Below are 26,451 nucleotides of genomic sequence, written 5' to 3'. Positions count from 1 at the left end.
GGGAAAACGATGAACGTCAAGAGAATGATCTCAGGGGTCGCCGGTCTCGCGATCGGGCTGGGCGTGCTGGTGCTCGGTGGCCCGCAGGCCAGCGCCGCCACCAACTTCGAGCTGCCGTTCCCGTGTGGACAGACGTGGTCGGGACAGACCAGGACCAACCACAGCCCGCAGCTGGCGATCGACCTGAACCGCGGCGCGGACGAGGGTGACGCCGTGGTGGCGTCCGCCTCGGGCAAGGTGAGCAAGGTCCGCAACGAGGGCAGCACGAGCTACGGCCGCTGGGTCGAGATCGACCACGGCAGCGGCTGGACGACGCGCTACGCCCACCTCTCCGCCCAGCGGGTGTCGGTCGGCCAGAGCGTCTCGCAGGGGCAGACCATCGGCAACGTCGGCAACACCGGCGGTTCGAGCGGCGCCCACCTGCACTTCGAGCAGCTGCTGAACGGCACGCCGCAGAAGATCAAGTTCTCCGGGTCGACGATCCTGTACTACGGCACCCAGAACTACAAGTCGAACAACAAGTGCGACGGCGGCGGTGGCACCACCAACCCGTACACGCCGGAAGAGGCCTGCGGCGACGGCTACAAGGTCGTCGACGGCGCGAACGTGACCGGCGCCCGCGTCTCCCTGCTGTACAACGCCTCCAACGGCTACAACTGCGTGGTCGCCATCAAGACCACCAAGATCGGCACGGCCTCCGACGTCGGCGCGTTCCTCGAGGTGCAGGGCGCCGCACGCACGACTGACCGTGGCGAGTACGGCTACTACGCCGGCCCGGTGAAGAAGAAGGCGCCCGGCACGTGCGTCAAGTGGGGCGGCGTGGTCGGCTCTTCCAGCTACACCAGCGGTTTCGAGCACTGCGGCTGATCAGCCGATCAGGCTGTCCAAGAGGTTGTCCCTGCGCAGACCGGGTGTGCCGAGCAGTTCGGCCGCCCGGTCCGCGTGCGTTTCCCCGCCTGATCTGGCGAGCACGAGGTGGGCGACGCCCTCGCCGTACCGGTCGCCGCGAGCGGCGGTGATCTCCAGGCAGCGTTCGGCGTCCACTGTGGCCAGTCCTGGCCTTCCCGTGGCCAGCAGCACTTCCGCACGGCACAACAGTGCCTGCCACTCGTCGTTGTGCTCACCCGTGACCCGGCACAGCTCGATGCACTCGCTCAGCGAGACCTCCGCATCCGCCAGTCTGCCGAGCTTGAACAGCGCCTGTCCCCGCGAGGCCAGCGCGTACGCCGTTCCAGCCTCGTCGTCGTGCTCGCGGGCGAGCTTCAGGCTCAGCTCGGCGGCGTCGAGCGCCTGCTCGTACCGTCCGGCGACCTGGTGCACCTGGGCCAGTGCGGACAGCGGAACCCGTTGCGCGCCGGCCGGGCCGTGCTCCGACGTGAGCTCGACCGCCCGCGCCAGGGTCGACTCCGCCTGCTCCAGCTCGCCCAGCTCGCGCTGGATCGTGCCGATGCCGGACAGGGCACGACCCTGCCCGAACGGGTCGTCGGCGCGCGCCTGCAGCACTTCTCCCAGCTGGGCGAGGGCGATCTCGAACGCACCGGTCCTGCGGTTCGCGGCCGACCGCACCAGGAGTGCCGTCTGCAACGCGGCCGAGGTGCCGACGGTGCGAGCGGCCTGGTCCGCGATCTGACCCAGCTCGACCAGGTCCGCGACCCTGTCCTGCTTGAACAGGTGCGGGTAGAGCATGTGCGCGATGGCCAGCCCGTGCTCGGCCAGCGCGGCGGACGCCACGGTGGAACGCGCTGCTGCCAGCAGGTTCTCGGCCTCGTCGGTCAGCCACCGCAACGGTTCGTCGATGTCCTTCTTGGTGGCGGAGTACGTGAGCGCGCCGTAAGCGTGTGGCCGCAGCTTCTTCAGCGCAGCAGCGAGGGTGGAACGGTAATGCGTGAGCGCACGGGTGAGCGCCTCCTGCTTCTCCTCGTGCACGTGCTCGGCGCCGAACAACCGCAGCAGGTCGTGCACCCGGTACCGCTCCGGCCCGCACGGTTCCACGAGTCTGGCGTCCACCAACGGGTCCAGCGCGCGGTCCACGTCGTCCTGCCCGAGCAACGCCCGGACCACGGGCTCGCCGACGGACGGCACGTTGAGGCAGCACAACAGGACGAACGCCCTGGTCGCGCCGACGTCCAGGCCCTCGAAGCCCAGCTGGAAGCTCGACCGCACACCGAGGTCGTCGAAGTCGAGCTCGTCCAGCCGGTGACGCCGGTCCGCGAGCCGTCTCGCCAGCGTCCCGGTCGTCCAGTCCGGCCGTGACCGCAGCCGCGCGGCCGCGATCGTGAGTGCCAGCGGCAGGTGGTCGCAGGCACGGGCGACCTGCTTCGCCGCCTCGCTGTCGTCACCCAGCAACCGCAGCGCGTCGGCCTCCGGCAACGGGTCGAGCCGGACGTGCCGGGCGCTCAGCGTCGCCAGCATCCGGCGGCTGGTGACCAGCACGGTGGAACCCGGTTCGCCGGGCAGCAGCGGGCCGACCTGCGCCGCGTCCACCGCGTTGTCGAGCAGCACCAGCACCTTCCGCCTGGCCAGCGTCGACCGGTAGAGCGCGGCGGCCTCGGAGACGTCCGTGGGGACGGCCAGCGGTGGCGTGCCGAGGGCGCGCAGGAACCGCCTGATCACTTCGGCGGGCGACAGCGGCGCCCGGCCCGGCGTGGCGCCGTGCAGGTCGGCGTACAACTGTCCGTCCGGGAAACGTCCGGCCATCGCGTGCGCGGCGGCGGTGGCGAGCGCGCTCTTGCCCTGGCCGCCCGGCCCGTGCACGGCGATCACCGTCTCGGCCGCGCCCGTGATCAGCTCGACCTCCGCCCGGCGGCCCACGAACGGGTCGGGTCTGGCGGGCAGTTCGCGCGGCACGGCGGGGAGGTCGCCCCGCAGGATCGCGGCGTGCAGGTCCTGGAGCTCCTGGCCGGGATCGAGCCCGAGCTCCTCGGCGAGCCGCCGCCGACCCTCGTCGTACGTCCTGAGCGCGTCCGCCTGCCGTCCGCCGCGGTGCAGGGCGACCATCAACGCGCCCCGCAGCCGTTCCCTGGTCGGGTGTTGCGCGACGTATCCGGTCAGCTCCCCGATGATCTCGTGGTGCCGGCCGTCCCTGATCGCCTTGTCGGCACGGCGCTCGACGGCCGCGAGCCGTTCCTCCTCCAGCTGGTTCGCGAGCTGGGTGTTCGTCGTCAGCTCGGCCAGCGCGGGCCCGCGCCAGTACCCCAGCGCCTCGTCCGGGTCCTTCGCGTCGCGGAACAGCCGCAGGTCGAGCGACCGCTGCGGGACGTTGATCCGGTACCCCTGCCGCGACCACTCCAGCGACACGCCGGGAAGGCCCTTCAGCGCCCTCCTGAGCTGTGAGACGTACACCTGCACGGCCTTGCGCGCGCTGGCGGGCGGATCGCCGTCCCAGAGGACCGACATGAGGTGGTCGACGCTGACGGTCTGACCGGCGTGCAGGAGCAGCAGCACCAGGACCTGCTGCGGCTGGCCTGCGGGAATGCGGACGTCCCGCCCCTCGTGCGTGACGAGCAGCGGCCCAAGCACCCCGAACCGAACGCCGTCCACCGGCTCACGATAGTCCGTTGATCGTCACGCCCACCTCATCCGCGACCCCGTACGAGCAACGGTCAACGACGAAGGTCTTGTGAACGCGTTTACCGACCAACGGGTCGGAAATAACAGTGGCACAAGGTGCGCGAATCACCGCCGAGCAGCGAAAAGTCGTGCGAAAATCGTCGGGTACCACCCACGGGCACGGATCGGCGACCAGCGAGATCAACGCAGTCGCAGTGGTGGAAAACAGAACAGGGATTTGCGGTAGCGTCGTAATGGTGGGTCACCTCATTGGAGTAACGACGGTGCCGCGATCATCCCAAGTCGGGCATCATCACCTGGCTCGACCGATGTCGTAGAACGAGGGGTCTCGTGTGACCATCTTCCGTACCGGCCACACCGGGGCCTGGTGGATGTACCTGGTGGCGGGTCACCTGCTGCTGGGCCTCTACTACCTGATCCCGGTGAGTCCCGCGGGGACGACGGGGCAAACGGTTCGGGTGGTGCTCTACTGCACGATCAGTGCTTCGGCCGCGATCGCGACATTCGCGGGTGTCAAGCGCAACCGCCCCCAATGGAGGCGGCCATGGGTGTTACTCGCACTCAGCCAGGTCGTTTACGCGATCGCCGACCTGACGTTCTACGCATCGCACTACATCTTCGAGTACACGGTTTACCCGTCGTACGCGGACATCTTCTACCTGGGTCATTACCCGTTGATGGTCGCGGGTGTGATCCTGCTGATCCGCCGCCGCACCCCGGGCCTCGACCTGCCGAGCCTGCTCGACGCCGCGGTGCTCGCCGTCGTCGCGGGCATGGCGTCCTGGCTCTACATGATCGGCCCGCAGGCCCGCCTCACCTCACCGGTCCTGGTGAAGATCGCGTCGCTCGGCTACCCGATGATGGACCTGGCGCTGTTCGTGGTGGCGTTGCGGCTGATCTTCGGGGCGGGCCCCCGGCCGCGCGCGTTCGTCCTGCTGACGTGCAACCTGCTCGGCATCCTGACCGCGGACACGATCTACGTGCTGCAGCGCCTCGACGGCAGCTACCACGCGGGCAACTTCCTCGACGCCATCTGGCTGTCGGCGAACCTGTGCATCGGCGCGGCGGCGCTGCACCCGACGATGGCGCGGCTCGTGGACCGCGGGCACGTCAAGGACGTCGGGCTGAGCCGCGGCCGGCTCATCGCGCTGTGCTCGGCCGCCCTCGCCGCCCCGGTCCTGATGCTGGTGCACGACGTGGGCCAGTCGTCGCAGGACGTGCTGGTGATCGCCGCCGGCAGCGGGCTGCTGTCGCTGCTGATCATCGCGCGCCTCGCGGGGCTGGTCGCGGACCAGCGCAAGCTCGCGATCACCGACAGCCTCACCGGGCTGCACACCCGCAGGTTCTTCGAGGCCCAGCTGCCGCTGGAGATCTCCCGCGCCCGGCGGGGCGACGGGTCGGTCGCGGTGTTCATCATCGACGTCGACCGCTTCAAGTCCATCAACGACAACTACGGCCACCCCGCGGGCGACGACGTGCTGATGGAGGTCGCGGCACGGCTGCGCGCGGCGTCCAGGGCCGGTGAGGTGCTCGCCCGGTACGGCGGCGAGGAGTTCGCGCTGCTGGTGCCGGACGCCGGTCCAGGCCGGTTGTCCGTGATCGCGAACCGGTTGCGTGAACGCGTTGCGGAGAAACCGATCCCGGTCAACGCGGGCAACGACGACATCCCGTTGTTCGTCACGGTGTCGGTCGGCTCGGCGAGCTTCCCGACGCACGGCGACGGTCCCGACGACATCGTGGTGATCGCGGACCGTGCCCTGTACGCGGCGAAAGCGGCCGGGCGCAACAGGATCGCGGTCGGCCCGGAGCCGCTGCCCGCGGTCGACCCGGACACCGACGGCGCGATGGCGGAGTTCCTCTGCCAGGTCGCCGACAGGGTGGACGGCTGGCTGCACCGCTACGACCACAGCCGGTCGGTGTCGCGCTGGGCCGGTGTGGCCGCGGGGGAGTTCGGGCTCGACGCGCCCACGATCAGGGTCACCCAGCTCGCCGGGCGCCTGCACGACATCGGCAAGGTCATCATTCCCGAGGTCGTGCTCACCAAGCCCGGCGCATTGTCCGAAGAGGAATGGCGGCTGCTGCGCCAGCACCCCGACTTCGGCTACCGGCTCGCGCGGATGGTGCCGGGGTTCGCGGGTGTGGCGCACGTCATCAGGCAGCAGCACGAACGCTACGACGGCGCCGGCTATCCGGACGGCCTGCGCGGCGCCGACATCCGCGCGGAAGCCAGGATCCTGTCCGTGTGCGTGGCGTGGGCCGCGATGAGGTCGAATCGTCCACATCAGACGGCGCTGGACGAAAGCCGTGCGAGGCGGGAACTCTGGTCGGGCCGGGGGCAGCAGTTCGATCCGGACGTTGTGGACCTTTTTCTCGATCTGCACACCCAGGGCAGCATCGGAACGCTGCGTCCGTCCGGATTGTCCGTTCAGGAGGCTGGTTTCCCGGCCGAGTTCCGGCCGTGATCAGCTGACGGTGGCATGCTCTGCGCCATGAGCACGGAGTTCGCCATCCCCGCCGAGGTTCCGAGTCCGGAACGGCCGGCTCCTCCCGGCGGACCGCTGGGCAGGTGGTTGCTCGCGGACAGAGTGGCGCCCTCGGGTCCCGAGAGCCCCGAGTCGCACGCCAAGCCGCACCCGTGGTGGAAGGTCATGACGCTCACCGGCGTCGACTACTTCTCCACCCTGTCGTACCTGCCCGGCATCGCCGCTCTGGCGGCAGGCGCGTTGTCCCCGCTGGCGACGTTGCTCATCGTGGCGCTGACGCTGTTCGGCATGCTGCCGATGTACCGGAGGGTGGCGCGGGAGAGCCCCAACGGCCAGGGCTCCGTGGCGATGCTGGAGGACCTGCTGCCGTTCTGGCGCGGCAAGATCTTCGTGCTGGTGCTGCTGGGGTTCGTGGCGACGTCGTGGATCATCACGATCACGCTGTCCGCCGCCGACGCCTCGGTGCACGCGCTCGAGAACCCGTACGTGCCGGAGTCGTTGCACGGCACGGAGCTCCTGCTGACGATCGTGCTGCTGGTGATCCTCGGCGGCGTGTTCCTGATGGGCTTCAGCGAGGCCGTGGGCGTCGCGATTCCGCTGGTAGTGGTGTTCCTCGCGCTGAACGCCGTGGTGGCCGTGGTGGGGCTCGTGGACGTCTTCGCGACGCCGGACGCGCTCGACCGCTGGGTGTCGGCGCTGGGCGCGCACGGCGGCGGGTTCTTCGGTGTCATCGGCCCGGCGATCCTGGCGTTTCCGTTGCTGGTGCTCGGTTTGTCCGGCTTCGAGACCGGTGTGAGCATGATGCCGCTGGTCGCGGCGTCCGGTGACACGCCGGAGAAGCGCCTCGACAGCCGGGTGCGCAACACCCGCAAGCTGCTGACGACCGCCGCGCTGATCATGTCGGTGTACCTGGTGGCGACGTCGTTCATCACCACCGTGCTGGTGCCGCAGGACAAGTTCGCGCCCGGCGGCCCCGCGAACGGTCGTGCGCTGGCCTATCTCGCCCACGAACTCCTCGGTGAGGTGTTCGGCACGGTCTACGACATCAGCAGCATCCTGATCCTGTGGTTCGCCGGTGCCTCGGCGATGGCCGGCCTCATCAACATCGTGCCGCGCTATCTGCCTTCTTACGGCATGGCGCCGGAATGGGGCCGGGCCGTCCGTCCCGTCGTGATCGTCTACACGGTCATCTGCATCATCATCACGATCATCTTCAACGCCGACGTGAACGAGCAGGCCGGCGCCTACGCCACCGGAATCCTGGCGATGATGGTGTCCGGATCGTTCGCGGTGACGGTCTCCGCGTGGCGCAAGAGGCAGCGCGGCGCGGGCATCGGGTTCACCGTGCTGACGCTGGTGCTGCTGTACGCGCTGGTGGAGAACGTGATCGAGAAGCCGGACGGCATCACGATCTCGATCGGCTTCATCATCGGCATCGTGGTGATCTCCCTGGTGTCGCGCATCTCGCGCACGACCGAACTGCGCGTCGACAGGATCAAGTTCGACGAGCAGGCCCGCCGGTTCATCACCGACACGATCGCGAACGACGGCCTGATCACGTTGATCGCGAACCGCCGCCAGGTCGGAGACAAGGCGGAGTACGACGAGAAGGAGGCCGAGCAGCGCGGCATGAACCCGGTGCCGGGATCCGCGGACGTGATCTTCCTGGAGATCGACATCGTCGACCCGTCGGCGTTCAGCAACGTCCTGTGCGTCTCCGGCGTCGAGGTGGACGGCCACCGCGTCCTGCGTGCCTCCGCTCCCGCCTCACCGAACGCGATCGCGGCGATCCTGCTGGCGTTGCGCGACTCGACCGGCGTGATCCCGCACGCGCACTTCGAGTGGTCGGAGGGGAACCCGCTGGCGCACCTCTTCCGCTACCTGATCCTCGGTCGCGGCGACACGCCTCCGGTCGTACGCGAAATCATCCGCTCGGCTGAGTCGGATCCGACTCGAAGGCCACGCGTGCACGTCAGTTAGCTGGAAAACTCCCCCTGTACGTCCGACACAGGGGGAAGGACGCTTCATGTTCCGCAAGTTGTTGACATCGCTCACTGTCTTGGGAACAGTGGCGGCGGGCATCGCTCCCGCCGCCGCCACTGCTCCCACGCGTTCGTGCGCCGATCTGGTGCGTTCGTTCGACGTGCCGGACGCCCGCACGCGCGTCGCGTCCGCCGCCGTTGTCACTGGTGCCAAGGAGTTCTGCGACGTCCGCGGCACGATCGAACCGAACATCGGCTTCCAGCTGAAGCTGCCGGTGCGCGGCTACCAGGGCCGCTACCACCAGTACGGCTGTGGCGGATTCTGTGGAGCCATCGGCGATCCGTCCTTTCCGTCCGGCTGCGGGCCCGCCTTCGGTGACGCCGCGGTGGCCGCGACGGACGACGGACACCAGGCCCCGCCGGAGAACCCGTTCGACACGACGTGGGCCGCTTCGGACCAGAAGGCCCGCGACGACTACTTCTTCCGCGCGCCCCACGCGTTGTCGAAGGTGTCGAAGCACATCATCTCGGTCTTCTACGGCAAGGCACCGTCGAAGTCGTACTTCAGCGGCTGCTCCAACGGCGGCCGCGAGGGCCTGCTCCTGGCCCAGCGCTACCCGCGGGACTTCGACGGCATCATCGCGGCCGCGCCGGGCGCGTACTACACCGCGCTGATCGGCTACCAGGCGTGGATCGCGCGCAACACCATCCCGAACGACAAGATCGTCCTGCTGCACAACGCGGTGATGGCGGCCTGCGACGGCCTGGACGGTCTCGTCGACGGCCAGATCGACGATCCGCGCCTGTGCGAGTTCGATCCGGGTGCGTTGACGGGCCAGCTGACCGACGACGAGATCGCCCGCGTCCGCCGCCTCTACGCCGGCCCGTCCGACGGCGGCGTGCGGCTCTACCCCGGCGGCCAGCCCTACGGTTCCGAAATCTCGTGGACGTTCTGGCTGAACCCGTCTCCCGGACTGGGCAGGGGCATCGCCCCCGAACTGGCCGACAACGGCCTCAAGCACCTCGTCTACCCGATCGGCGAACCGCACTCGTCGCTGGAGTCCTTCGAGTTCACCGTCCGCGAGTTCCGGCGCCTGGTCCCCGAAACCGTGAAGGCGAACTCGCTCTCGCTGGACCTGCGCGCGTTCCAGCGCGCCGGCGGCAAGCTGATCATCTGGCACGGCGCGGGCGACCAGGGCATCCCGTTCGAGGGCACGCTCGACTACTGGCAACGCCTCACCGGCGGCAAGACCCCGTCCTGGGCAAGGCTTTTCGTCGTACCGTCGATGTGGCACTGCGCCGGCGGCGACACGCTGACCGACTTCGACCCGTTCCGCGCGCTCGTGTCGTGGGTCGAGGGCGGCTCGGCACCGTCCCGCATCTTGGCCACGGGGCGTGACTCGGACGGCAAGGTCGTGCGCACCCGGCCGGTGTTCGCGTATCCGTTGCGGGCGCGGTACGACGGCTCGGGTTCGGTGGACGACGCGGCCAACTTCGTCGCTGCGCCTGGGTTCGGCTTCGAGGACCGGATCCGGTGGGCCGGCGAGGACCTCTACCGGTCTGGACCCGTGGCGCCCTAGCGGGGCCTGTGGATGGCGGGTTGGGACCGCGCGGGCCGGCTTGCGTCGGCTCGGCTCGGCTTCGCCGTTGCGTTGAGGTGCAGCGGACACGCCGACACGCCCACTGCCTTCGCGGCTGCGGACGTGTGATTGGCGTGCTGGTCCTGGTGCGGTGTCAGGACTTCTGCTTGGCGGCGATCTGGTCCAGCACCTCGGTCTGCGACACGATGATCTTCCCTGCCAGGGCCTTCGAGCCGATGTGCTCGCCCTTGGCCTGGGCGGTCTTCGCCATGTCCACGCCACTGCGGAGGTGGCGGGAGAGGGTCGCGAGGAAGAGGTCGTCGTACTGCTTGCCGGTGGCGGCCTTGAGCGCCTCGACGTCCTTGACGGTCATCATGCCCGCCATCTTGTGCGTGGCGTTGGCGTCGTTGCCGGGCACCTGGATGTTCCAGCTGCGCAGGTAGGTGGCCATCTGCTCGATCTCGCCGGTCTCGGCGTTGGCGATCTTGTCCGCCACGTTGACCACGAAGTCGTCCTTGGACTTCTGCATGGCGACCTTGGCGATCTCGATCGTCTGGTGGTGGTGCGGGATCATCTGCAACGAGAACGTTGCGTCCGCCTCGTTGGCCGCCGGTTCGCCCGAGCCTCCGCCGACCGTTGAACAGCCCGTCAGCGCAACCAGCCCTAGCACGATGATGAGCAGACGCGCTCGCATGAAGCCTCCCGTCTCGCGGTTCCCTGCCGAGGGATACGGGTGGCCGATGTGTCCGGTTCAGCGAAAGTTTCGCAGCCTAAGTGGTTCGGTGGAGTTCGAGCGCCGCGAGCACGCCCTGGACCACGTCCGGGTGGCCGAGCGGGAGCGGTACCGGGGTGGTGTTCGTGTGAGGGATGACCTGGGCGAACGGGGCGTCGACCTGGATCTCGGGATCGACCAGCAGGACTGAGCGCACGAGGTCCTGGTGGGATCCCACGAGGTCCAGGACGTCGGCCGCGAGCGGTCCGCTGGTGAGCACGTCGAGCACGGCGTGCGTGTCGTCGCGGTGCCTGGTCAACACGGTGTCCACTGTGGACTTCCAGGTCGGTGCGGCGGGAGCGCGCAGCCACACGATCCGCAGGTGCTCGGTCAGCGGCCGCCAGGTCGCCGGGATCTCGTCGTGGACGGCTTCTCCCGCTGGATCGATCACGAGGACCGTCGGAGCGCCCGCGGGGCCGTCGGTGACAACGCCGGGGCCGGCTGCCCTGCTGGGCTCGTCGAATTCACGCATGGCACGGGGATACCCAGTGTGCGGGGTTCGTACCACTGGGCCGGCTGGTCCGATCCGGTGACCCGAATGGGGTAGTAAACGTTGTCAGCGAGCGTGAACTTGTTGGCAGGCGCCAGTTTTCGGTTCGCATCCGGTGATCGCTTGACCGTTTTCCAAATCCCGGTTTATGGTCTAGACCACAGACCGAAACTGGATCGGCGAGCGATCTAGAGCGCTCCCGGTTCCCGCCCCCTGCTTACGGGTCAACCCGTTTGGGAACGATCCAAGGAGTTCGGAAGTATGAAACTCATGCGCAAAGCGGCGCTCGTCATGGCCGCTGTCCCTGCCATCGTCCTGATCACGCCGGTCGGTTCGGCGAGCGCCCACGGTTACGTGTCGTCGCCGGCCAGTCGTTCGGCGCAGTGTGCCAGGGGAGACGTCTCCGTCGACCTGTGCGGCCAGGCGAAGTACGAGCCGCAGAGTGCCGAGGGCCCCAAGGGCCTGAAGAACTGCAGTGGTGCGAACGGTCCGTTCGCGCCGCTCGACAACGACTCGCTGCCCTGGAAGGTCACCAACACCGGTCAGACCCTGTCGCTGACCTGGACCTTCACCGCCCGGCACTCCACGCGCGACTACGAGTACTTCATCGGTAACACGCGCGTCGGTTACGTCGCCGGCAACAACCAGCAGCCGAACAACCCGACCACGCACACGATCAACCTCGGCGGGTTCTCCGGCCGCCAGAAGCTGTACGCGATCTGGAACATCGCCGACACGGTGAACGCGTTCTACTCGTGCATCGACCTCAACATCAACGGTGGTGGAGGCACGACCCCGCCGCCCACCACCACGACCACCACTCCTCCTCCGACGACCACCACGTCGTCCAGCACCACGACGCCCCCGCCCGCCGGTGGCACGTGGGCGGCGAACACGTCGTACGCGGCCGGTCAGACCGTCACCTACGGCGGTTCGACCTACCGCTGCCGTCAGGCGCACACGTCGCTGAACGGCTGGGAACCGCCGAACGTGGCGGCGCTGTGGGAGAAGGTCTGACCTGATGAAGCGCCTGGTGATCGCGGTCGCGGTCCTGGCGCTGGCGGGGTGCGGCGGAGAGGCGGTCGTGCCGGAGGGCCAAGGAGCCCACGGGCACGGCGCGTCTTCCGCCGCACCACCCGTTCCGGGTGCCAGTGCGAGGTTCAACGACGCGGACGTGATGTTCGTGCAGATGATGGTGGACCACCTGCAACTCGGCATCAGCCTCTCGCAGGTCGGCCTGGCGAAGGCGACCACGCAGGAGGCGAAGGACCTCGCGGGCGCGATCGACGTGACCCAGCGCGAGGAGCTCACGATGCTCAAGTCGTGGCTGAAGCTGTGGGACAAGCCGGAAGGTGACGGCGCCAACCTGCACGCCGCCCACGGCGGTCAGCCGCTGCTCGACGACAAGGTCATCAACGAGACCAAGGACAAGAGCGGGGCCGAGTTCGACCAGCTCTTCCTCAACCTGATGGCCGGGCACCAGGGCGCCGGCGTGGAGATGGCGCTCGACGAGAAGAAGGACGGCATGAACCCCGAGACGACGGCCTACGCGGATCGGGTGGTCAACACCCGGCAGGGCCAGATCTCGCAGATGCTCAAGATCATCGGCGGAGCCTAGGTCAGCGCTTCGCCAGCGTTCGGTCAGCGGCCCGGCGTTGCATCCCGTGCATGGACGTACTGATCTCGGGAGCGGGAATCGCCGGGCCCGCTCTCGCGCACTGGCTGACGCGGTTCGGCTTCTCCCCGGTGGTCGTGGAACGGGCACCGTCGCTGCGTGACGGTGGCCAGGCCGTGGACTTCCGCGGCGAGGCGCACCTGTCCGTGCTCCGGCGGATGGGTGTGCTCGACGCGGTGCTGGCCGCGCAGACCACGCCGCGGGACATGGTGTTCCGCGGCGTCGACGGACGCGAACGGGCACGGCTGCCCGCGTCGTTCACCGCCGGGGACGTGGAGATCCTCCGTGGCGACCTGTCCCGCCTGCTGTACGAGTTGACCGCTGCCGACGTGGAGTACGTGTTCGGCGACTGGATCACGGCTCTGCACGACGACGGCGACGGCGTGGACGTCACGTTCGCGCACGGGACGTCACGGCGGTTCGACTTCGTGATCGGCGCGGACGGGATGCGATCCGGGGTGCGGCGGCTGGTCTTCCCCGAGTACCGGCCGAAGTTCCAGGGCTACTACTTCGCGATCTGGGACGCGGAGGGCGACGACCGGGACCTGACCTGCTCACCGGGCGTGCTGACCTCGCCGGGGTGGCTGCTGTACAAGTCGCCGATCCCTCCTGAGCTGATGCCGGACGAGGTGGTGGCGCGAGGCGTCTACTTCGACTCGATCAGCCAGGTGCGCATGCCCGCGGTGAGCTCCGGGCGGGTCACGCTGATCGGCGACGCCGGGTACGGCTCCACACTGGGCGGCATGGGAACCGGGCTCGCGGTCGTCTCCGCCTACGTCCTGGCGGGGGAGATGGCGGCGGGAGGCGACGCCTTCGCCCGGTACGAGGCGCGGATCAGGCCGTACGCCCGCGGCAGCCAGGGCAACCCGGGGCCGTTCCTCGCGCCCGGCAGCAGGCTCGGGATGTGGGTGCGGGACCGGATGTTCGGTCTGCTGCCGAAGATGCCGATGTTCGCGCGGATGGATCTGCGGGCCGCCACCGCGATCACACTCCCCGAGTACGCCACAGTTCGCTGAGCGCCTCGTCCACCTGCTGCTTGGCCGCTGTGTGCATCCACCCGAACCCTAGCTCCTGCTGGGCTGCCAGCAGGAGCTCCTCGGCCCGCGCCGGATCTCCCCGGCGCTGGGCGATCTTGGCCAGTCCGGCGTGGGCGAGCGCCCGAGTGGCGGCCAGCCCCGCCCGCGCCGCCATCTCCAGCGCCTCGAGGTAGTCGCGCTCGGCCTGGTCCTGGTCGATGTCGAGCAACCGGTCCGCGCGCCGGCCCCGCAGCTCTGCCAGCTCCTCCACGGCGCCCAGTTCGGCGACGGCCCGCAGTGCCTGGTCCGTCAGCGCGAGAGCTTCGGCCGGGTCCTCGGTCATGGTGGCCAGCACGTCCAGGACCTGCGCCGATCCCCACCGTTCGCCCAGGTCCTGGAACCGCCGCAGGGCTTCGCGGGACTGCTGGATCGCGACGGCGCGGTCGCCGCTCGCGGTCCAGGTGGTGTAGGCGTTGCTGAAGCCGATCAGGCCCTGGATCCACGGGTCCTGGCTGTTCTCGACCTCGTCCTGCAACGCGGTGCGCGGCGCGGACGGGTCGGGCGGGCCGCTGAGCATGGCCCAGGCGATGAGCACGAACGGTTGCTTGATCGGGCCGCGCAACTCCAGGAGCTTCTCCTGGACGTGTTCGGGTTCGGCCAGGGCGAGCAGGACCGTGTATTCCTCTGTGGACTGTTCGGGCACCCGGTCCAGCAGCCGGCGGGCCGCGCCCCGGACCTCCGTGCGGCTGCCCTTCAGGTACCAGTACCAGGCCAGGTCACTGACGAGTCGCAAGGCCTGATCCGGCGCGAACGAGGTGGTCCATTCCAGTGCCTGCATGAGGTTCGCGTGCTCGGCGGTCAGCCGGGTGAACCACCGCACCTGGTCCCGCCGGCGCAGCTCGGGATCCGCGCGGCGGGCCAGCTCCTGGAAGTACGCGGCGTGCTCGGCGTCGACGCGCTTGTGTTCCGAGCAGAACTCGCGGATGGTCTCCAGCATTCGGTAGCGGCCGTCGCTGGCTTCCACCAGAGACTTGTCCACCAACGCTTCCAGCGTCTCGACGTCGTGCCGGCAGACTTCCTCCACGGACTCCAGGCTCGCCCCGCCGCTGAACGTCGCGAGGCACGCGGCCAGGTCGCGTTCGTCCTCCGTCAGCAGGTCCCAGCTCCACTCGACGACGGCCCGCAGCGTCTGGTGGCGGGGTGCGGCGGCGCGGTTTCCCTTGGTGAGCAGGCGGAAGCGGTCGTTCAGGCGGGCGGCGATCTCCTCGGTCGTCAACGTGCGGGTGCGCGCCGCCGCCAGCTCGATCGCCAGCGGCAGGCCGTCGAGCTCCCGGCAGATGTCGGCCGTGTGCTGGTCCCGCACGAACGTGGGGTTGACCAGCCGGGCGCGGTCGGCGAACAACGCCACGCTCTGCTCGGGGTCCAGCGGCGGCACCGGGCACAGCGTCTCGCCGGTGATGCCGAGCGCCTCCCGGCTCGTCGCGAGGATGCGCACCGACGGGCACGTGCTGAGCAGGTGCTGGGCCAGCTGTGCGGCCTGGACGATCAGGTGCTCGCAGTTGTCCAGGACCAGCAACGTGTCGCGCTCGCGCAGCGCCAGCGTCAGCCGGTCTTCCGGCTCCAGCACGGTCTCCTTGAGCCCCAAAGCCTGCAGCGTCGCCGCCGCGACGTCCTTGGCCGGTGCCAGGTCCACGAAGATCGCGCCGGGACCGGCGGCCTGCAGCGCGAGCCTGGTCTTGCCCGCGCCACCGGGGCCGGTGAGGGTGATGAGCCGGGCGGAGAGCGAGGCGATCCGCGAGAGTTCTTCCTGCCTGCCGACGAAGTTGGTGAGCTGGGCGGGAAGTTCGCGGTGGGACTGGCCGCGCAGGACCTGCAGGTGCACGGCGCGCAGTTCGGGCGACGGGTCGGCGCCCAGTTCGTCGGCCAGCAGGGCGCGCGCGTCCTCGAACGCCTGCAACGCCTCGGCTTGGCGGCCCTGCTGGTTCAGCGCCTGCATCAGGTAGCCGCGCAGGCGTTCGTCCAACGGGTTCTGCCGCACCAGGTCCTGGACCTCGGCCACGTCGGCCTTGCCGAGCCGGATCCGTGCCGCGACCAGCGAACCCGCTGCCGCGGAGCGTTGTTGTTCCAGGCGGGTCGCGTGGCCGGCCAGGGCGACGTCGGCGAGAGCGGGGCCGCGCCAAAGCTGAAGTGCTTCGGACAGGAGGGATTCCGCCGTCTGCGGATCGCCCTGCTCCAACGCCTGCCGGCCGTCCGCCGCCAGCGAGACGAACCGGTGCGCGTCGACCCCGGAGGCGGGCAGCGCCAGGCGGTAGCCGGCCGGGTGGAACTCGACCAGTGACGTGTCCCCGAGTGCCCGGCGCAGGCGCGAAACCTGGCCCTGCAAGGCGTTCGCGGCGTCCGACGGCGGCTCGGAGCCGTAGAGCTCGTCGACCAGGCGGTCGAGCGGGACGATCTCGCCCACCCGGATCGCCAGCAACGCCAGCAGAGTGCGAGGCCGTGGGCCACCTACCGCGATCTTGCCGTCGGGGGAGTGCGCTTCAACTGGCCCGAGTATGCCGATGTGCACGGTGTCAGCGTACGAAGCGCCCGGGACTCGTACCCAGGACACGGCGAAAGTGACGCGTCAGGTGTGACTGGTCGTGGAACCCGGCCAGCACCGCCGCCTCCGCCGCCGACCGTCCCCCGACCAGGTGACCGCGGGCGAGGTCCACCCGGCGGCCGGTCAGGTACTTGTGCGGCGGCAACCCGAACCGGCGGCTGAACGCCCGGACGAGGTGCGTCGGGCTGGTCTGCAACTCCCGCGCGGCCGCGTTCAGGGTCATCCCGTCCGGCAGGGAGGCGTCCAGCAGTTGCCGCAACCGGTCGGCGAGCGTCGGGTCCGCGTGCACGACGGGTGCGGTGCCGGCGAGGTGGTGTGTGAGCCGTTCGGTGATCAACGCCAGCCTGCTCGCCGCCTCGAACGGCTCGTCCAGCGTCAGGTGCAACTGGTGGACCCGTTGCCGCAGCAGCGGATCGGGCAGCATCGGCGTGTCGACGGCCTGGCCGACCAGATCGGCCGGCAGCACCGAGTCGTCCAGGTACAGCACGCGCTTGTGGAACCCGGTCGGATGCGCGGAACGGCCGTCGTGCGGCACGTGCGGCGGCAACAGCGTGACGCCGTCCACGAGCGCGCCGTGCTCGTGGCGGTCCAGTTCGTATCGCACGGCACCGGTGTCGAGCACCATCAACGTCCAGGCATCGTGCGTGTGCGCTGGGTAGACGTGCGTGGTGAAGGAGGCGTGGAAGACCTCCTTGATGCCCTCCACGTCCGGCTTCCAAGCCGTGACGCTCATGTCAGAAACGTACAAGACGCGTGACGGGCCTGCCCGCGATCGTTGTGTCCATGTTCGACACCAAGATCGCTGTGCTGCTGCGGGACGACCTGGCCGGGTGGCAGGCGCTGAACGTCACCGCCTTCCTCGTCAGCGGGCTGCCCGAAACGCTGCGCGGCGAGCCCTACGTCGACGCCGACGACGTGCACTACCTGTCGATGTTCGGCCAGCCCGTCGTGGTCCTGCAGGGCGACCAGGACCTGCTCAAGAAGGCCCACGAGCGCGCCCTCAACCGCAAGCAGCCGATGAGCATCTTCACCGCCGACCTGTTCGCGACCGGCAACGACGACGACAACCGGGCCGCCGTGCGCAAAGTCCACACGCAGGACCTCGACCTGGTCGGGATCGCGGTCCACGGCCAGAAGAACGCCGTCGACAAGATCTTCAAGGGCGCCCGGATGCACCCCTGACGGAACCGGGTTCTAATGCGTGCGTGATCAAGCTGCTCCGGATGGCCGTGTTCCTGCTGGTTCTTTCGGCGGAGATCTACCTGGTGGTCGTGCTGGGCGAGAAGTTCCGCCCGGCCGACCACTTCAGCTACTTCACCGTGCTCTCGAACGTCTTCGCCGCGGTGGTGGCGTTGCTGGGCGTCTTCAGCCCGGTGTCGGCGCAGATCAGGGGCGCAGCCGTGCTCTACATGGGCACCACGGGGATCGTGTACTGGCTGCTGCTGCGAGACATCGACGTGCAGACACCTGCTTATGCGAACTGGGTGCTGCACACCGTCGTGCCGATCCTCGTGGTCGTGGAGTGGCTGCTCGCGCCCGAGCGGACCAGGCGGTGGTGGACCTGGCTGTCGTTCCCGCTCGCCTACCTGGTGTACACGCTGGTCAGGGGCCCGATCACAGGCTGGTACCCCTACCCGTTCATGGACCCGCGCCAGAACGGCTACGGCGCGGTGCTCCTGAACTGCTTGTTCGTCGCGGTGGTCTTCGGCGTGCTGGCATTCGCGGTGTCCTGGGCGGGGAACAAATTGGCCCAGAAACGCAGTGCATCCTTGTCCCACAGCGCGGGCCAATAACAGCCCTACGGTCAGGACATGACCAGGCGACTCGCGTACGCACAGCTGACGAACTCGATCGGGGACGGCGGTTTCCTCGTCGTCTCCGCCCTCTACTTCACGCAGGTCGTCGGCCTGAGCGCGGCGCGGGTCGGCCTCGCGCTGACCCTCGCGTGGGGCGTCGGAGCCGTCGCCGGCGTCGCGCTCGGACACCTCGCCGACCGCCTGGGTCCGCGCACCACCGCCGTCGTGCTGGCGCTCGCCACCGCCGCCAGCATCGCAATCCTGCTCCTCACCCGGAACTTCGCCGCGTTCGTGCTGGTCATGTGCCTGTACGCGAGCTTCCAGAGCGGTCTGCAGGCGTCCAGGCAGGCACTCCTCGCGGGCCTCACCACCCCGGAGGAACGCACGCGGGCACGTGCGCGCATCCAGTCCACGGCCAACGCGGGCATCGCGATCGGCGCCGCGGCGGGCGGGTTCGCGCTGCACCTCGGCACCGAGATCGCCTACACGGCCGTGTTCGTGCTCGACGTGGTCGCGTTCCTCGTCGCGGCAGCCGTGCTGAGCACGTTGCCGGAGACCGTGATGACCAGGGCGAAGGGCAAGTTCGACGTCCTCAAGGACCGCCCGTACGCGCTGATCACGCTGATCAACGCCGTGATGCTGCTCTACATGCCGCTGCTGAGCCTGATCATCCCGCTGTGGATCGTGCAGCGCACCGAGGCGCCGACGTGGCTGGCGGCCGCGTTGCTGGTGCTCAACACCGCGGCCGTCGTGCTCTTCCAGGTGCGGATCGCGCGGCGCGCCACCGGCCTCAACGAGGCCTCGAAGCTGGTGAAGCACTCCGGGCTGATCATGTTCGCGTCCTGCGTGGTCTTCGCGGCCACGGCGTTCAGCTTCGGCGCCTGGCCCGTGGCGGCGCTGCTGATCGCCGCCGCCGCGCTGCAGGTGCTCGGCGAGATGATGCTCGCGTCCGGGGCGTGGGAGATCAGCTTCTCCCTCGCGCCCGCCGACCGGCAGGGCCAGTACCAGGGCTTCTTCGCGACCGGAACGGCCGTCGCGCGCATGGTCGGCCCCGCCCTGCTCACCACCGTCGTGCTCGGCTGGGGAGCACTCGGGTGGCTCGCGGTCGGCGGGCTTTTCGTCGTGGCCGGTTACGCGATGGGACCGGCGGTGCGCTGGGCGCGCGAGAAGAACTCCACCAGTTCCGGCGCCATGACCGACGACTTGTACATGTGCGTCTGACCGGGCAGCGTCCGGTGCTCCGCGTCCGCCCCGAGCACTTCCGAAACGTTCTTCATGGCGTTGCGGAGGTACTCGGGGCTCTTGCCGCCGTCCATCGCGAGCGTCGGCACCTTGACGTTCCAGCGGTTCGCCGGGAGCTTCGAGCCGCGGCCGTCGTCGCCGAGGATCGTGAGATCCCACGGCAGCGTGTGCGCGACAGGCTTGAGCTTCTTCCACATCGGGGTCAGCTTCATGATCGCGAGGCCGAAGCCGGGCACGCCCACCATCTTCATGAACGTCGTGAGCATGCCCGAGCGGTCACCGCGCGCCAGCATGTCGTTCATCTGCCGCACGATGTCCGCCGGACGCGGCTTGTAGGTGCCGTCCACGACGAACGGCGCCTCGTAGATCGCGAGCCGGGAGATGCCCGGCAGCCGTGACGCCGCTTCGAGAGCGAGAACCGCGCCCGAGGACACGCCGAAGACGAACGCGCTGCCGCCGGCCTCCTCGATCACGGCGTCGATGTCCTCGACCTCGCGCTCCAGCGACCACGGCGTCGCGCCGTCGCCGGTCTCGCCGCGGCCGCGCCGGTCGTAGGTGTGGACGGTGAAGTTCTTGTCCAGCACCGACGCGAGCTCGGTGGTCGGGCCGAACATGCGGTGGCACATCGCGCCGTCCACGATGATCAGCGCGGGGCCGGAACCGGTGATCGAGTAGGCGACCTCGGTGCCGTCGGCGGAAGTCGTGAAGCGCGTCATTTCTGCTCTCCCAGAGTGGTGTCGAGGAAGTCCTGCCAGTCCTGCTCGGACTCGGTGCCCTCGAAGACGTGGTGGGCGGCGATGACCGGCCCGAAGAAGCCGCGCATGAACCGGTACATGCCCCTGTCGGTGCGCAGCGCGAGGGTGTGGGCGTTGCGGTGGAACTCGACGGCGTCCGGGAGCTTGGCCGCGATCGCCTCGTCGAGCTTCTTCCAGGCCTCGTCCCAGTCGCTGACCATCGGCCCGAAGACCGTGAGCGGACGGGCCGTGCGGCCGGGGAAGTAGGTGAGGTACTCGAGCAGCGTGCGCCGGAACAGCGCGCCACCCAGCGTCATCGCCTCGAACTCGTCGGCCCAGTCGTCGCCGGGCAGGAAGCCGCTCGTGACCATCCGCAGCACCGTGCTGCCGTGCTCGCGGCCCTCGACGAGGAACTCGTAGGCGACGAACCGGCCGTCGGGTGCCTTCCCGCTGTTGTACGCGAAGTGGCGTCCCGGCTCCGACGCGGTGATCCCACTCGTCGGCTCGTACCCGCCGAAGGCCATCTTGACCTGGCCGTTCGCGACCTCGTTGCGGCCCATGAACCACGAGTCGATGCCCGGCCCTGTGGCGATGGCCGTCCAGACGTCCTCGACGGACGCCGGCACCTCGATCTCGTCGGTGCTCTTGAACTCGTGGCCCATCGGTTCTCCCTGTCCTGGTGCGTGATGGTCCCATCCTGCCGCCGACGATTCTCTTCGTCAAGACAGTGACTCTAGTCTTGACAAAAAAACTTGTCGGTGATTCCGTTCTCCCCACACCGAACTCCAGGAGGAACCCTTGTCCCGCATCGCCTGTGGCGTCGTCGCCGGTCCGCTCTACCTCGCCGTCGGGTACGCCCAGGCGTTCACCCGAGAGGGCTTCGACCTCTCGCGGCACCCGTTCAGCATGCTCAGCCTCGGATCACTGGGCTGGGTCCAGATCGCGAACTTCGTCGTCAGCGGCGCGCTGTTCCTGGTCGCGGCGACGGGCATGGCCAGGCACACGCGGTGGGGAGCGCGGCTGATCGGCCTTATGGGGGCCGGGATGGTCCTCGGCGGGGTGTTCGTGGCGGATCCGGCCATGGGCTTCCCCGCCGGAGCACCCGACGGCCCACCCGCGGCGCTGTCCTGGCACGGCACTCTGCACGCCGTCGCGTTCGGGCTCGCGATGATCGGCTGGATCGGGGCGTGCTTCGTGTTCGCGCGTACGCTCGGAGGGTGGCTGGCGGTGATGAGCGGCCTGACGGGCGTGCTCCTGATGGTGCCGATGGCGTTCCTGGGCGACCCCGGGGGCACGGTGCTGCTCTACGTGGTCGCGACGATCGGCTGGGTGTGGACCTCGGTCGTGTCCCTGAAGCTGAGCCGGCCTGCCTTCTCGAGCTGATCTGCCCGGAGTGCGGGCGCGTCACCACCGACGAGTACGCGCCTGGCTGCCCTGCCTGTCAGACGAGCTGATGCGCGTGCATCTTGCTGATGTCGTACGAGACGCCGCAGAAGGTGCACTGCAGCCCGTACTTGCTGCTGATGGTGAACAGCGGGATGAAGAAGACGGTCGGCTTCGTGTAGCGCCGGAACAGGTTGTGCGCCGCCTGGTGGTGGCAGTGCCCGCACACCAGCGTCAGCATCCGCAACTGCTCGATCGTCGTCCGCCAGCCGAAAATGACCATCTGCTCTCCTCGTCCCGGATGTCCTTCTGACGTTCGAGCACCCCTCTGAGTTGCAGAGGGCCCGCGGAATTCAGAAGGTGGACAGGTGGACACCCTGCTGCGGCCCTGGTACCCCGAAGACGCACCGATCATCCTGGCCGCGTCGGCCGAGAAGATGATGGACCGCCAGTTCACCTCGCAGATCGACTCCCTCGCCGCCGCCGAGGAGTGGATCGCGCTGCTCACGTCCCGCCAGATCGACGACAGCGCCTACTCGTTCGCCGTGCTGCACGAGGGCGTTCCCGTGGGCAACGTCGCCGTGTCCAGCGTCGAGCGCCGTCACCTGACCGGGTGGGTCTCCTACTGGATGCGGGAGGAGGCGCGCGGCAAGGGGCTGGCGACCAGGGCGTGCCGCGAGCTCAGCGAGTTCGCCTTCTCCGAGCTCGGCCTGTTCCGCCTCGAACTCGCGCATCGCATGGACAACCCCGCTTCCTGTCGTGTCGCGACGGGAGCGGGTTTCGCGGTGGAGGGCGTCGAGCGGTCCCGGTTGCTCTACGACGGCGCCCGGTTCGACACCGAAACTCACGCGCGGCTCGCGACGGACTGAGGTTCACCTCGCGATCAGCCGGGTAACCGCGAGTGCATGAGCGACGTGCAGGCCGAGCTGCTGCGGACGTTGACCAAGGTCGCCAAGGCCTTACGCGGAGCGGAGATTCCGTTCGCCTTGACCGGTGGTTGTGCCGGTTACGCGCGAGGAGGTCCGGCGAGTGAACACGACGTCGACCTCCTGGTGCGGGAACAGGACGCCACCGAGGCCGTGCGGGTGCTGGTGGAGGCGGGACTCCGTGCCGCGGAGCCGCCCGAGGACTGGTTGCTGAAGGTCTACGACGGCGATTCGCTGGTGGACCTGTTGTTCCGGCCCAACGAACGGCCGGTGACGGACGAGATCCTCGCCATGGCCGAGGACATGCCCGTCGGATCGGTGTTGCTGCCGGTCATGCCGGCGACGTTCGTGCTGAGCAGCAAGCTGCTGGTGCTGGACGGGCACCGCTGCGACTTCAGCGAACTGCTGCCCTTCGCCCGTGCATTGCGAGAACAGATCGACTGGGAACGCGTGCGCGAGGAGACCAAGCACTCTCCTTACGCCGAAGCGTTCCTGGTCCTCATCGAACGCCTGGACATCATCGGGAGAGGCAATGAGTTCCGAGCAGTACCTGGCGGCAAATCTGCGTAGGGCGGTGGCCGAGGACCCGCGGACCGCCGAGCTGGGCGTCCGGGTCACGGTGCGCGGTGACCACGTGATGCTCTCCGGCGACGTGGCCTGCGCCGAACGCCGGGCCGCCCTGGAGGAGGTCCTGCACGAGACCGCCCCCGAGCTGACGATCTACAACGACGTGCGCGTGACACCTGCGGGTGAACCGGAGGGTGAGGAGGACCTGCGATGATCCGAGTCGCTGCGGTCGGGGACATCCACCTCGGCGAGGACATGCGCGGGCACCTCCGGCCGGCGTTGGAGAAGGTCGGCGAGCACGCGGACATCCTGCTGCTGGCCGGCGACCTGACCAGGCACGGCACGGTCGTCGAGGCCGAGGTGGTCGCGGACGAGTTCGCGGACCTGCCGGTGCCCGTGGTCGCCGTGCTGGGCAACCACGACCACCAGGACGACAAACCCCTCGAAGTCACCAAGACGCTGCAGGACAAGGGCATCCACGTGCTGGAGGGCACGACGTTCACCCACCGGGTCAACGGCTGCTCGATCGGCATCGCGGGTGTGAAGGGGTTCGGCGGCGGGTTCGCGGGCAAGTGCGGGAGCGCGTTCGGCGAGCGCGAGATGAAGGCGTTCATCCAGCACACCTGCGACATCGCGGAGACCCTCGAGCAGGCGCTGTCCGAACTGGACACCGACATCAAGGTCGCGCTGACGCACTACGCGCCCGTGCCGGACACGTTGCGCGGCGAACCGCCGGAGATCTACCCGTTCCTCGGTTCGTACCTGCTCGGTGAGGCCATCGACTCGACCGGCACGCATCTCGCCGTGCACGGCCACGCGCACTTCGGCACCGAGCAGGGCCTGACGCCGGGCGGGGTGCGGGTCCGCAACGTCGCGCAGCCGATCATCCGTTCCGCCTACACGGTCTACGTGTTGGAGGGAAGCTCGTGACGACCGTCGGCGACTTCGTCGTCCAGCGCCTGCGCGACTGGGGTGTCAAGCAGGTGTTCGCGTATCCCGGCGACGGCATCAACGGGATCGTGGCGGCGTTCGGCAAGGCGGACAACGACCCCAAGTTCATCCAGACCCGCCACGAGGAGATGGCCGCGTTCGCCGCGGTCGGCTTCGCGAAGTTCAGCGGCGACGTCGGCGTGTGCCTGGCCACCAGCGGTCCTGGCGCGATCCACCTGCTCAACGGGCTGTACGACGCGAAGCTCGACCACGTGCCGGTCGTCGCGATCGTCGGCCAGACCGCCCGCACCGCGATGGGCGGCAGCTACCAGCAGGAAGTCGACCTGCACTCGCTGTTCCGCGACGTCGCCTCGTTCCTGGTCGACGTGACGGTGCCCGAGCAGCTGCCGAACGCGCTGGACAGGGCGATGCGCACGGCCGCCGCCGACCGCGCGCCGGCCGTGCTGATCATCCCGAACGACGTGCAGGAGCAGGAGTACTCCGCGCCCAAGCACGAGTTCAAGTACATCCCGTCGAGCCCGCCGTCCCGTCCTGTCTCGTCCGTCGTGCCCGCGCTCGACGACGTCCGGCGCGCGGCCGAGGTGCTCAACAGCGGCGAGAAGGTCGCGATCCTGATCGGGCAGGGCGCCCGCGACGCCGCCGAGGAGGTGCGCGCGGTCGCCGACCTGCTCGGTGCCGGTGTCGCGAAGGCGTTGCTGGGCAAGGACGTGCTGCCGGACGACCTGCCGTACGTCACGGGGTCGATCGGGCTGCTCGGCACCAGACCGTCCTACGAGATGATGCGGGACTGCGACCGGTTGCTGATCGTCGGGTCGAACTTCCCGTACTCGCAGTTCCTGCCGCAGTACGGCAAAGCACGCGGAGTGCAGATCGACGTCGACGGTCGTGCGATCGGCATGCGCTACCCGACGGAGGTCAACCTCGTCGGCGACGCGCGGGAGGCGTTGCGCGCGCTGATCCCGTTGCTGGAGCACAAGACCGACCGCTCGTGGCGGGAGACGATCGAGGCGAACGTCGAGCGCTGGTGGGAGGTCGTCGAACGGCAGGCCCAGGTGCCGGCCGATCCCGTCAACCCGATGCGGATCGTCTCCGAGCTCTCGAAACGCCTTCCCCACAACGCGATCGTCACGGCGGACTCGGGTTCCGCGACGAACTGGTACGCGCGGCTGCTCAAGATCCGCGGCAACGTGCGGTCCTCGCTGTCCGGCACGCTGGCCACCATGGGCTGCGCCGTCCCGTACGCGCTGGGTGCCGCCTTCGCACAGCCGAACCGGCCGTTGATCGCGTTGGTCGGCGACGGCGCGATGCAGATGAACGGCATGGCGGAGTTGCTGACACTGCGTCGATACGGCGTTCGTTGCGTCGTGTGCGTGTTCCACAACAACGACCTCAACCAGGTCACGTGGGAGCTGCGCGCGATGGGCGGCGCGCCGAAGTTCGAGGAGTCGCAAACGCTTCCGGACATCTCGTACGCCGCCTTCGCGCGGTCGATCGGCCTGCAGGGCATCGAGGTCAACGACCCCGCGCAGCTCGGCACGGCGTGGGAGACGGCGCTCGCGTTCGACGGCTCGACCGTCCTCGACGTGCGCTGCGATCCGAACGTGCCGCCGATCCCGCCCCACGCGACGTTCGAACAGATCAAGGACATGACCGAGGCGGTGCTGCGTGGCGACCCGGACGCCTGGGAGCTCATGACGCGCGGCCTCAAGACCAAGATCCAGGAGTTGCTGCCGTGAAACTGGGCTATTTCCTCTCTTCAGAAGAACACGGACCGCGTGAGCTGGTCAGGAACGCGAAGATGGCCGAGGACCACGGCTTCGAGTCGCTGTGGATCTCGGACCACTACCACCCGTGGAACGACGAGCAGGGCCAGTCACCGTTCGTCTGGGGCACGATCGGCGCGCTGTCCGAGACCGTGTCGCTGCCGATCACCACGGCCGTGACCTGCCCGACCGTCCGCATCCACCCGGCCGTCATCGCGCAGGCCGCCGCCACCGCGGCCGTCCAGACCGAGGGCCGGTTCGTGCTCGGCGTCGGCAGCGGCGAGGCCCTGAACGAGCACGTGCTGGGCGACCGCTGGCCGTCCGCCGACGTACGGCTCGAGATGCTGGAGGAGGCGATCGGCCTCATCCGCACGCTGCACCAGGGCGACGAGGTCACCCACCACGGCAAGCACTACACGGTTGAGAACGCCCGCATCTACACCGTGCCCGAACGCCCGGTGCCGATCTACGTCTCGGCGTTCGGCCCGAAGGCGGTCAAGCTCGCGGCCCGCTGCGGTGACGGCTACGTCAGCGTCGGCCCGGTCGGCGACCTGGTGGAGAAGTACCGCGCCGAGGGCGGCCGCGGTCCGGCGCAGAGCGGCCTGAAGGTCTGCTACGCGGCGTCCGAGGACGAGGCGGTGGCGACCGCGCACCGGTTGTGGCCCAACGACGGCCTGCCCGGTGAGCTGGCCCAGGTGCTGCCGACGCCCAAGCACTTCGAGCAGGCGTCCGAGCTGGTCACGCCCGAGATGATCGGGAAGGCGATCCCGTGCGGCCCGGATCCGGAGAAGTACGCGGAGAAGGTCAAGGAGTTCGCCGAGGCCGGTTTCGACGAGCTCCACGTGCAGCAGATCGGGCCGCAGCAGCAGGAGTTCTTCGAGTTCTGGGCCAAGGAAGTCGTGCCGCTGATCGATGTTTGATG

Annotated in this window: 25 protein-coding genes; 17 read left to right on the top strand and 8 right to left on the bottom strand. The window is 69.0% G+C overall.

The features are described from left to right. The first annotated feature begins 9 nt into the window (after nt 1-9). Nucleotides 10-867, top strand: a complete 858-nt coding sequence (locus tag LX88_RS34065; protein ID WP_258951901.1) for a M23 family metallopeptidase — start codon at nt 10-12, stop codon at nt 865-867. Here LX88_RS34065 and LX88_RS34060 read toward each other — a convergent pair whose 3' ends face one another. Beyond that, nucleotides 868-3,540, bottom strand: coding sequence for an AfsR/SARP family transcriptional regulator (locus tag LX88_RS34060; RefSeq protein ID WP_258951900.1), 2,673 nt, complete (start codon nt 3,538-3,540; stop codon nt 868-870). A gap of 362 nt (nt 3,541-3,902) precedes the next feature. On the opposite strand from LX88_RS34060, the gene LX88_RS34055 reads away from it, so the two are divergent. Genes LX88_RS34055 through LX88_RS34045 form a run of 3 tightly spaced genes read left to right on the top strand, consistent with a single transcriptional unit; the run spans nt 3,903 to nt 9,615 of the window. Next, a complete protein-coding gene (locus LX88_RS34055; RefSeq protein ID WP_258951899.1) occupies nt 3,903-6,032 on the top strand; it encodes a bifunctional diguanylate cyclase/phosphohydrolase in 2,130 nt (709 codons plus the stop codon). 27 nt (nt 6,033-6,059) lie between these two features. Continuing rightward, on the top strand, nt 6,060-8,033 hold the full coding sequence (locus tag LX88_RS34050; protein WP_258951898.1) for an APC family permease: 1,974 nt from the start codon (nt 6,060-6,062) through the stop codon (nt 8,031-8,033). 46 nt (nt 8,034-8,079) lie between these two features. After that, nucleotides 8,080-9,615, top strand: coding sequence for a tannase/feruloyl esterase family alpha/beta hydrolase (locus LX88_RS34045; RefSeq protein WP_258951897.1), 1,536 nt, complete (start codon nt 8,080-8,082; stop codon nt 9,613-9,615). Nucleotides 9,616-9,769: 154 nt separating this feature from the next. Here LX88_RS34045 and LX88_RS34040 read toward each other — a convergent pair whose 3' ends face one another. After that, nucleotides 9,770-10,309 carry a DUF305 domain-containing protein gene (locus LX88_RS34040; RefSeq protein WP_258951896.1) on the bottom strand — a complete coding sequence of 180 codons (540 nt, stop codon included), beginning with the start codon at nt 10,307-10,309 and terminating at the stop codon, nt 9,770-9,772. A 76-nt stretch (nt 10,310-10,385) separates the two neighbouring features. Beyond that, nucleotides 10,386-10,859 carry a hypothetical protein gene (locus LX88_RS34035; protein ID WP_258951895.1) on the bottom strand — a complete coding sequence of 158 codons (474 nt, stop codon included), beginning with the start codon at nt 10,857-10,859 and terminating at the stop codon, nt 10,386-10,388. 279 nt (nt 10,860-11,138) lie between these two features. Between LX88_RS34035 and LX88_RS34030 the strand changes: the two genes are divergently transcribed. From LX88_RS34030 to LX88_RS34020, 3 genes are read left to right on the top strand one after another with little or no spacing between them, the layout of a single operon-like run. Continuing rightward, nucleotides 11,139-11,894, top strand: coding sequence for a lytic polysaccharide monooxygenase (locus tag LX88_RS34030; RefSeq protein ID WP_258951894.1), 756 nt, complete (start codon nt 11,139-11,141; stop codon nt 11,892-11,894). Nucleotides 11,895-11,898: 4 nt separating this feature from the next. Then, the gene (locus LX88_RS34025) at nt 11,899-12,495 is read left to right on the top strand and encodes a DUF305 domain-containing protein (RefSeq protein ID WP_258951893.1); all 597 of its coding nucleotides are present in this window, start codon (nt 11,899-11,901) and stop codon (nt 12,493-12,495) included. 50 nt (nt 12,496-12,545) lie between these two features. Then, nucleotides 12,546-13,568: an FAD-dependent monooxygenase gene (locus tag LX88_RS34020; protein WP_258951892.1), complete on the top strand. Its 1,023-nt coding sequence runs from the start codon at nt 12,546-12,548 to the stop codon at nt 13,566-13,568. On the opposite strand, the gene LX88_RS34015 is transcribed toward LX88_RS34020, so the two are convergent. Next, nucleotides 13,537-16,134, bottom strand: a complete 2,598-nt coding sequence (locus LX88_RS34015) for an AfsR/SARP family transcriptional regulator (protein ID WP_258951891.1) — start codon at nt 16,132-16,134, stop codon at nt 13,537-13,539. The genes LX88_RS34020 and LX88_RS34015 overlap by 32 nt on opposite strands. 4 nt (nt 16,135-16,138) lie before the next feature. After that, the gene (locus LX88_RS34010; protein ID WP_258951890.1) at nt 16,139-16,900 is read right to left on the bottom strand and encodes an AraC family transcriptional regulator; all 762 of its coding nucleotides are present in this window, start codon (nt 16,898-16,900) and stop codon (nt 16,139-16,141) included. Between the two features lie 50 nt (nt 16,901-16,950). Between LX88_RS34010 and LX88_RS34005 the strand changes: the two genes are divergently transcribed. From LX88_RS34005 to LX88_RS33995, 3 genes are read left to right on the top strand one after another with little or no spacing between them, the layout of a single operon-like run. Continuing rightward, nucleotides 16,951-17,349, top strand: coding sequence for a DUF2000 domain-containing protein (locus tag LX88_RS34005; RefSeq protein ID WP_258951889.1), 399 nt, complete (start codon nt 16,951-16,953; stop codon nt 17,347-17,349). Between the two features lie 23 nt (nt 17,350-17,372). Further along, entirely contained in the window at nt 17,373-17,960 is a 588-nt protein-coding gene (locus LX88_RS34000) for a Pr6Pr family membrane protein (RefSeq protein WP_258951888.1), read from the top strand. Between the two features lie 18 nt (nt 17,961-17,978). Further along, nucleotides 17,979-19,184: an MFS transporter gene (locus tag LX88_RS33995; RefSeq protein ID WP_258951887.1), complete on the top strand. Its 1,206-nt coding sequence runs from the start codon at nt 17,979-17,981 to the stop codon at nt 19,182-19,184. Here LX88_RS33995 and LX88_RS33990 read toward each other — a convergent pair. Together LX88_RS33990 and LX88_RS33985 are read right to left on the bottom strand one after the other, a co-directional pair. Continuing rightward, a complete protein-coding gene (locus LX88_RS33990; protein WP_258951886.1) occupies nt 19,094-19,921 on the bottom strand; it encodes an alpha/beta fold hydrolase in 828 nt (275 codons plus the stop codon). The genes LX88_RS33995 and LX88_RS33990 overlap by 91 nt on opposite strands. Further along, nucleotides 19,918-20,601 carry an SRPBCC family protein gene (locus LX88_RS33985; protein WP_258951885.1) on the bottom strand — a complete coding sequence of 228 codons (684 nt, stop codon included), beginning with the start codon at nt 20,599-20,601 and terminating at the stop codon, nt 19,918-19,920. The genes LX88_RS33990 and LX88_RS33985 overlap by 4 nt, the downstream gene beginning before the upstream one ends. A gap of 136 nt (nt 20,602-20,737) precedes the next feature. Between LX88_RS33985 and LX88_RS33980 the strand changes: the two genes are divergently transcribed. Further along, the gene (locus LX88_RS33980; RefSeq protein ID WP_258951884.1) at nt 20,738-21,322 is read left to right on the top strand and encodes a DUF998 domain-containing protein; all 585 of its coding nucleotides are present in this window, start codon (nt 20,738-20,740) and stop codon (nt 21,320-21,322) included. Nucleotides 21,323-21,380: 58 nt separating this feature from the next. Here LX88_RS33980 and LX88_RS33975 read toward each other — a convergent pair whose 3' ends face one another. Continuing rightward, a complete protein-coding gene (locus LX88_RS33975) occupies nt 21,381-21,605 on the bottom strand; it encodes a zinc-ribbon domain-containing protein (RefSeq protein ID WP_090066790.1) in 225 nt (74 codons plus the stop codon). Nucleotides 21,606-21,690: 85 nt separating this feature from the next. On the opposite strand from LX88_RS33975, the gene LX88_RS33970 reads away from it, so the two are divergent. Genes LX88_RS33970 through LX88_RS33945 form a run of 6 tightly spaced genes read left to right on the top strand, consistent with a single transcriptional unit; the run spans nt 21,691 to nt 26,449 of the window. Next, nucleotides 21,691-22,191, top strand: a complete 501-nt coding sequence (locus tag LX88_RS33970) for a GNAT family N-acetyltransferase (protein ID WP_258951883.1) — start codon at nt 21,691-21,693, stop codon at nt 22,189-22,191. Between the two features lie 36 nt (nt 22,192-22,227). Next, nucleotides 22,228-22,818, top strand: a complete 591-nt coding sequence (locus tag LX88_RS33965; protein WP_258951882.1) for a nucleotidyltransferase family protein — start codon at nt 22,228-22,230, stop codon at nt 22,816-22,818. Beyond that, nucleotides 22,781-23,029, top strand: coding sequence for a BON domain-containing protein (locus LX88_RS33960; RefSeq protein WP_258951881.1), 249 nt, complete (start codon nt 22,781-22,783; stop codon nt 23,027-23,029). Before LX88_RS33965 ends, LX88_RS33960 begins: the two co-directional genes overlap by 38 nt. Beyond that, nucleotides 23,026-23,745 (top strand): metallophosphoesterase family protein, encoded by a 720-nt coding sequence (locus LX88_RS33955; protein WP_258951880.1) that lies wholly within the window; start codon nt 23,026-23,028, stop codon nt 23,743-23,745. The genes LX88_RS33960 and LX88_RS33955 overlap by 4 nt, the downstream gene beginning before the upstream one ends. Continuing rightward, entirely contained in the window at nt 23,742-25,502 is a 1,761-nt protein-coding gene (locus LX88_RS33950) for a thiamine pyrophosphate-requiring protein (RefSeq protein ID WP_258951879.1), read from the top strand. The genes LX88_RS33955 and LX88_RS33950 overlap by 4 nt, the downstream gene beginning before the upstream one ends. Further along, nucleotides 25,499-26,449 (top strand): TIGR03557 family F420-dependent LLM class oxidoreductase, encoded by a 951-nt coding sequence (locus tag LX88_RS33945; RefSeq protein ID WP_258951878.1) that lies wholly within the window; start codon nt 25,499-25,501, stop codon nt 26,447-26,449. The genes LX88_RS33950 and LX88_RS33945 overlap by 4 nt, the downstream gene beginning before the upstream one ends. The last annotated feature ends 2 nt before the right edge of the window (nt 26,450-26,451 follow it).

This window comes from Lentzea californiensis (assembly GCF_024648825.1).
In the GTDB taxonomy this organism is placed as follows: domain Bacteria; phylum Actinomycetota; class Actinomycetes; order Mycobacteriales; family Pseudonocardiaceae; genus Lentzea; species Lentzea californiensis.
Note: the sequence above shows the minus strand (reverse complement) of the source record. Positions and strands in the feature narration are given on the sequence as shown.

Excerpts from the sequence above, each read along its gene's own strand:
- LX88_RS33985 (WP_258951885.1), bottom strand. The coding sequence starts at position 20,601 with ATGGGCCACGAGTTCAAGAGCACCGACGAGATCGAGGTGCCGGCGTCC.
- LX88_RS34065 (WP_258951901.1), top strand. The coding sequence starts at position 10 with ATGAACGTCAAGAGAATGATCTCAGGGGTCGCCGGTCTCGCGATCGGG.
- LX88_RS33960 (WP_258951881.1), top strand. The coding sequence starts at position 22,781 with ATGAGTTCCGAGCAGTACCTGGCGGCAAATCTGCGTAGGGCGGTGGCC.
- LX88_RS34010 (WP_258951890.1), bottom strand. The coding sequence starts at position 16,900 with ATGAGCGTCACGGCTTGGAAGCCGGACGTGGAGGGCATCAAGGAGGTC.
- LX88_RS34005 (WP_258951889.1), top strand. The coding sequence starts at position 16,951 with ATGTTCGACACCAAGATCGCTGTGCTGCTGCGGGACGACCTGGCCGGG.
- LX88_RS33975 (WP_090066790.1), bottom strand. The coding sequence starts at position 21,605 with ATGGTCATTTTCGGCTGGCGGACGACGATCGAGCAGTTGCGGATGCTG.
- LX88_RS33990 (WP_258951886.1), bottom strand. The coding sequence starts at position 19,921 with ATGACGCGCTTCACGACTTCCGCCGACGGCACCGAGGTCGCCTACTCG.
- LX88_RS34040 (WP_258951896.1), bottom strand. The coding sequence starts at position 10,309 with ATGCGAGCGCGTCTGCTCATCATCGTGCTAGGGCTGGTTGCGCTGACG.
- LX88_RS34030 (WP_258951894.1), top strand. The coding sequence starts at position 11,139 with ATGAAACTCATGCGCAAAGCGGCGCTCGTCATGGCCGCTGTCCCTGCC.
- LX88_RS34050 (WP_258951898.1), top strand. The coding sequence starts at position 6,060 with ATGAGCACGGAGTTCGCCATCCCCGCCGAGGTTCCGAGTCCGGAACGG.
- LX88_RS34020 (WP_258951892.1), top strand. The coding sequence starts at position 12,546 with ATGGACGTACTGATCTCGGGAGCGGGAATCGCCGGGCCCGCTCTCGCG.
- LX88_RS33965 (WP_258951882.1), top strand. The coding sequence starts at position 22,228 with ATGAGCGACGTGCAGGCCGAGCTGCTGCGGACGTTGACCAAGGTCGCC.
- LX88_RS33995 (WP_258951887.1), top strand. The coding sequence starts at position 17,979 with ATGACCAGGCGACTCGCGTACGCACAGCTGACGAACTCGATCGGGGAC.
- LX88_RS34035 (WP_258951895.1), bottom strand. The coding sequence starts at position 10,859 with ATGCGTGAATTCGACGAGCCCAGCAGGGCAGCCGGCCCCGGCGTTGTC.
- LX88_RS33955 (WP_258951880.1), top strand. The coding sequence starts at position 23,026 with ATGATCCGAGTCGCTGCGGTCGGGGACATCCACCTCGGCGAGGACATG.
- LX88_RS34025 (WP_258951893.1), top strand. The coding sequence starts at position 11,899 with ATGAAGCGCCTGGTGATCGCGGTCGCGGTCCTGGCGCTGGCGGGGTGC.
- LX88_RS34045 (WP_258951897.1), top strand. The coding sequence starts at position 8,080 with ATGTTCCGCAAGTTGTTGACATCGCTCACTGTCTTGGGAACAGTGGCG.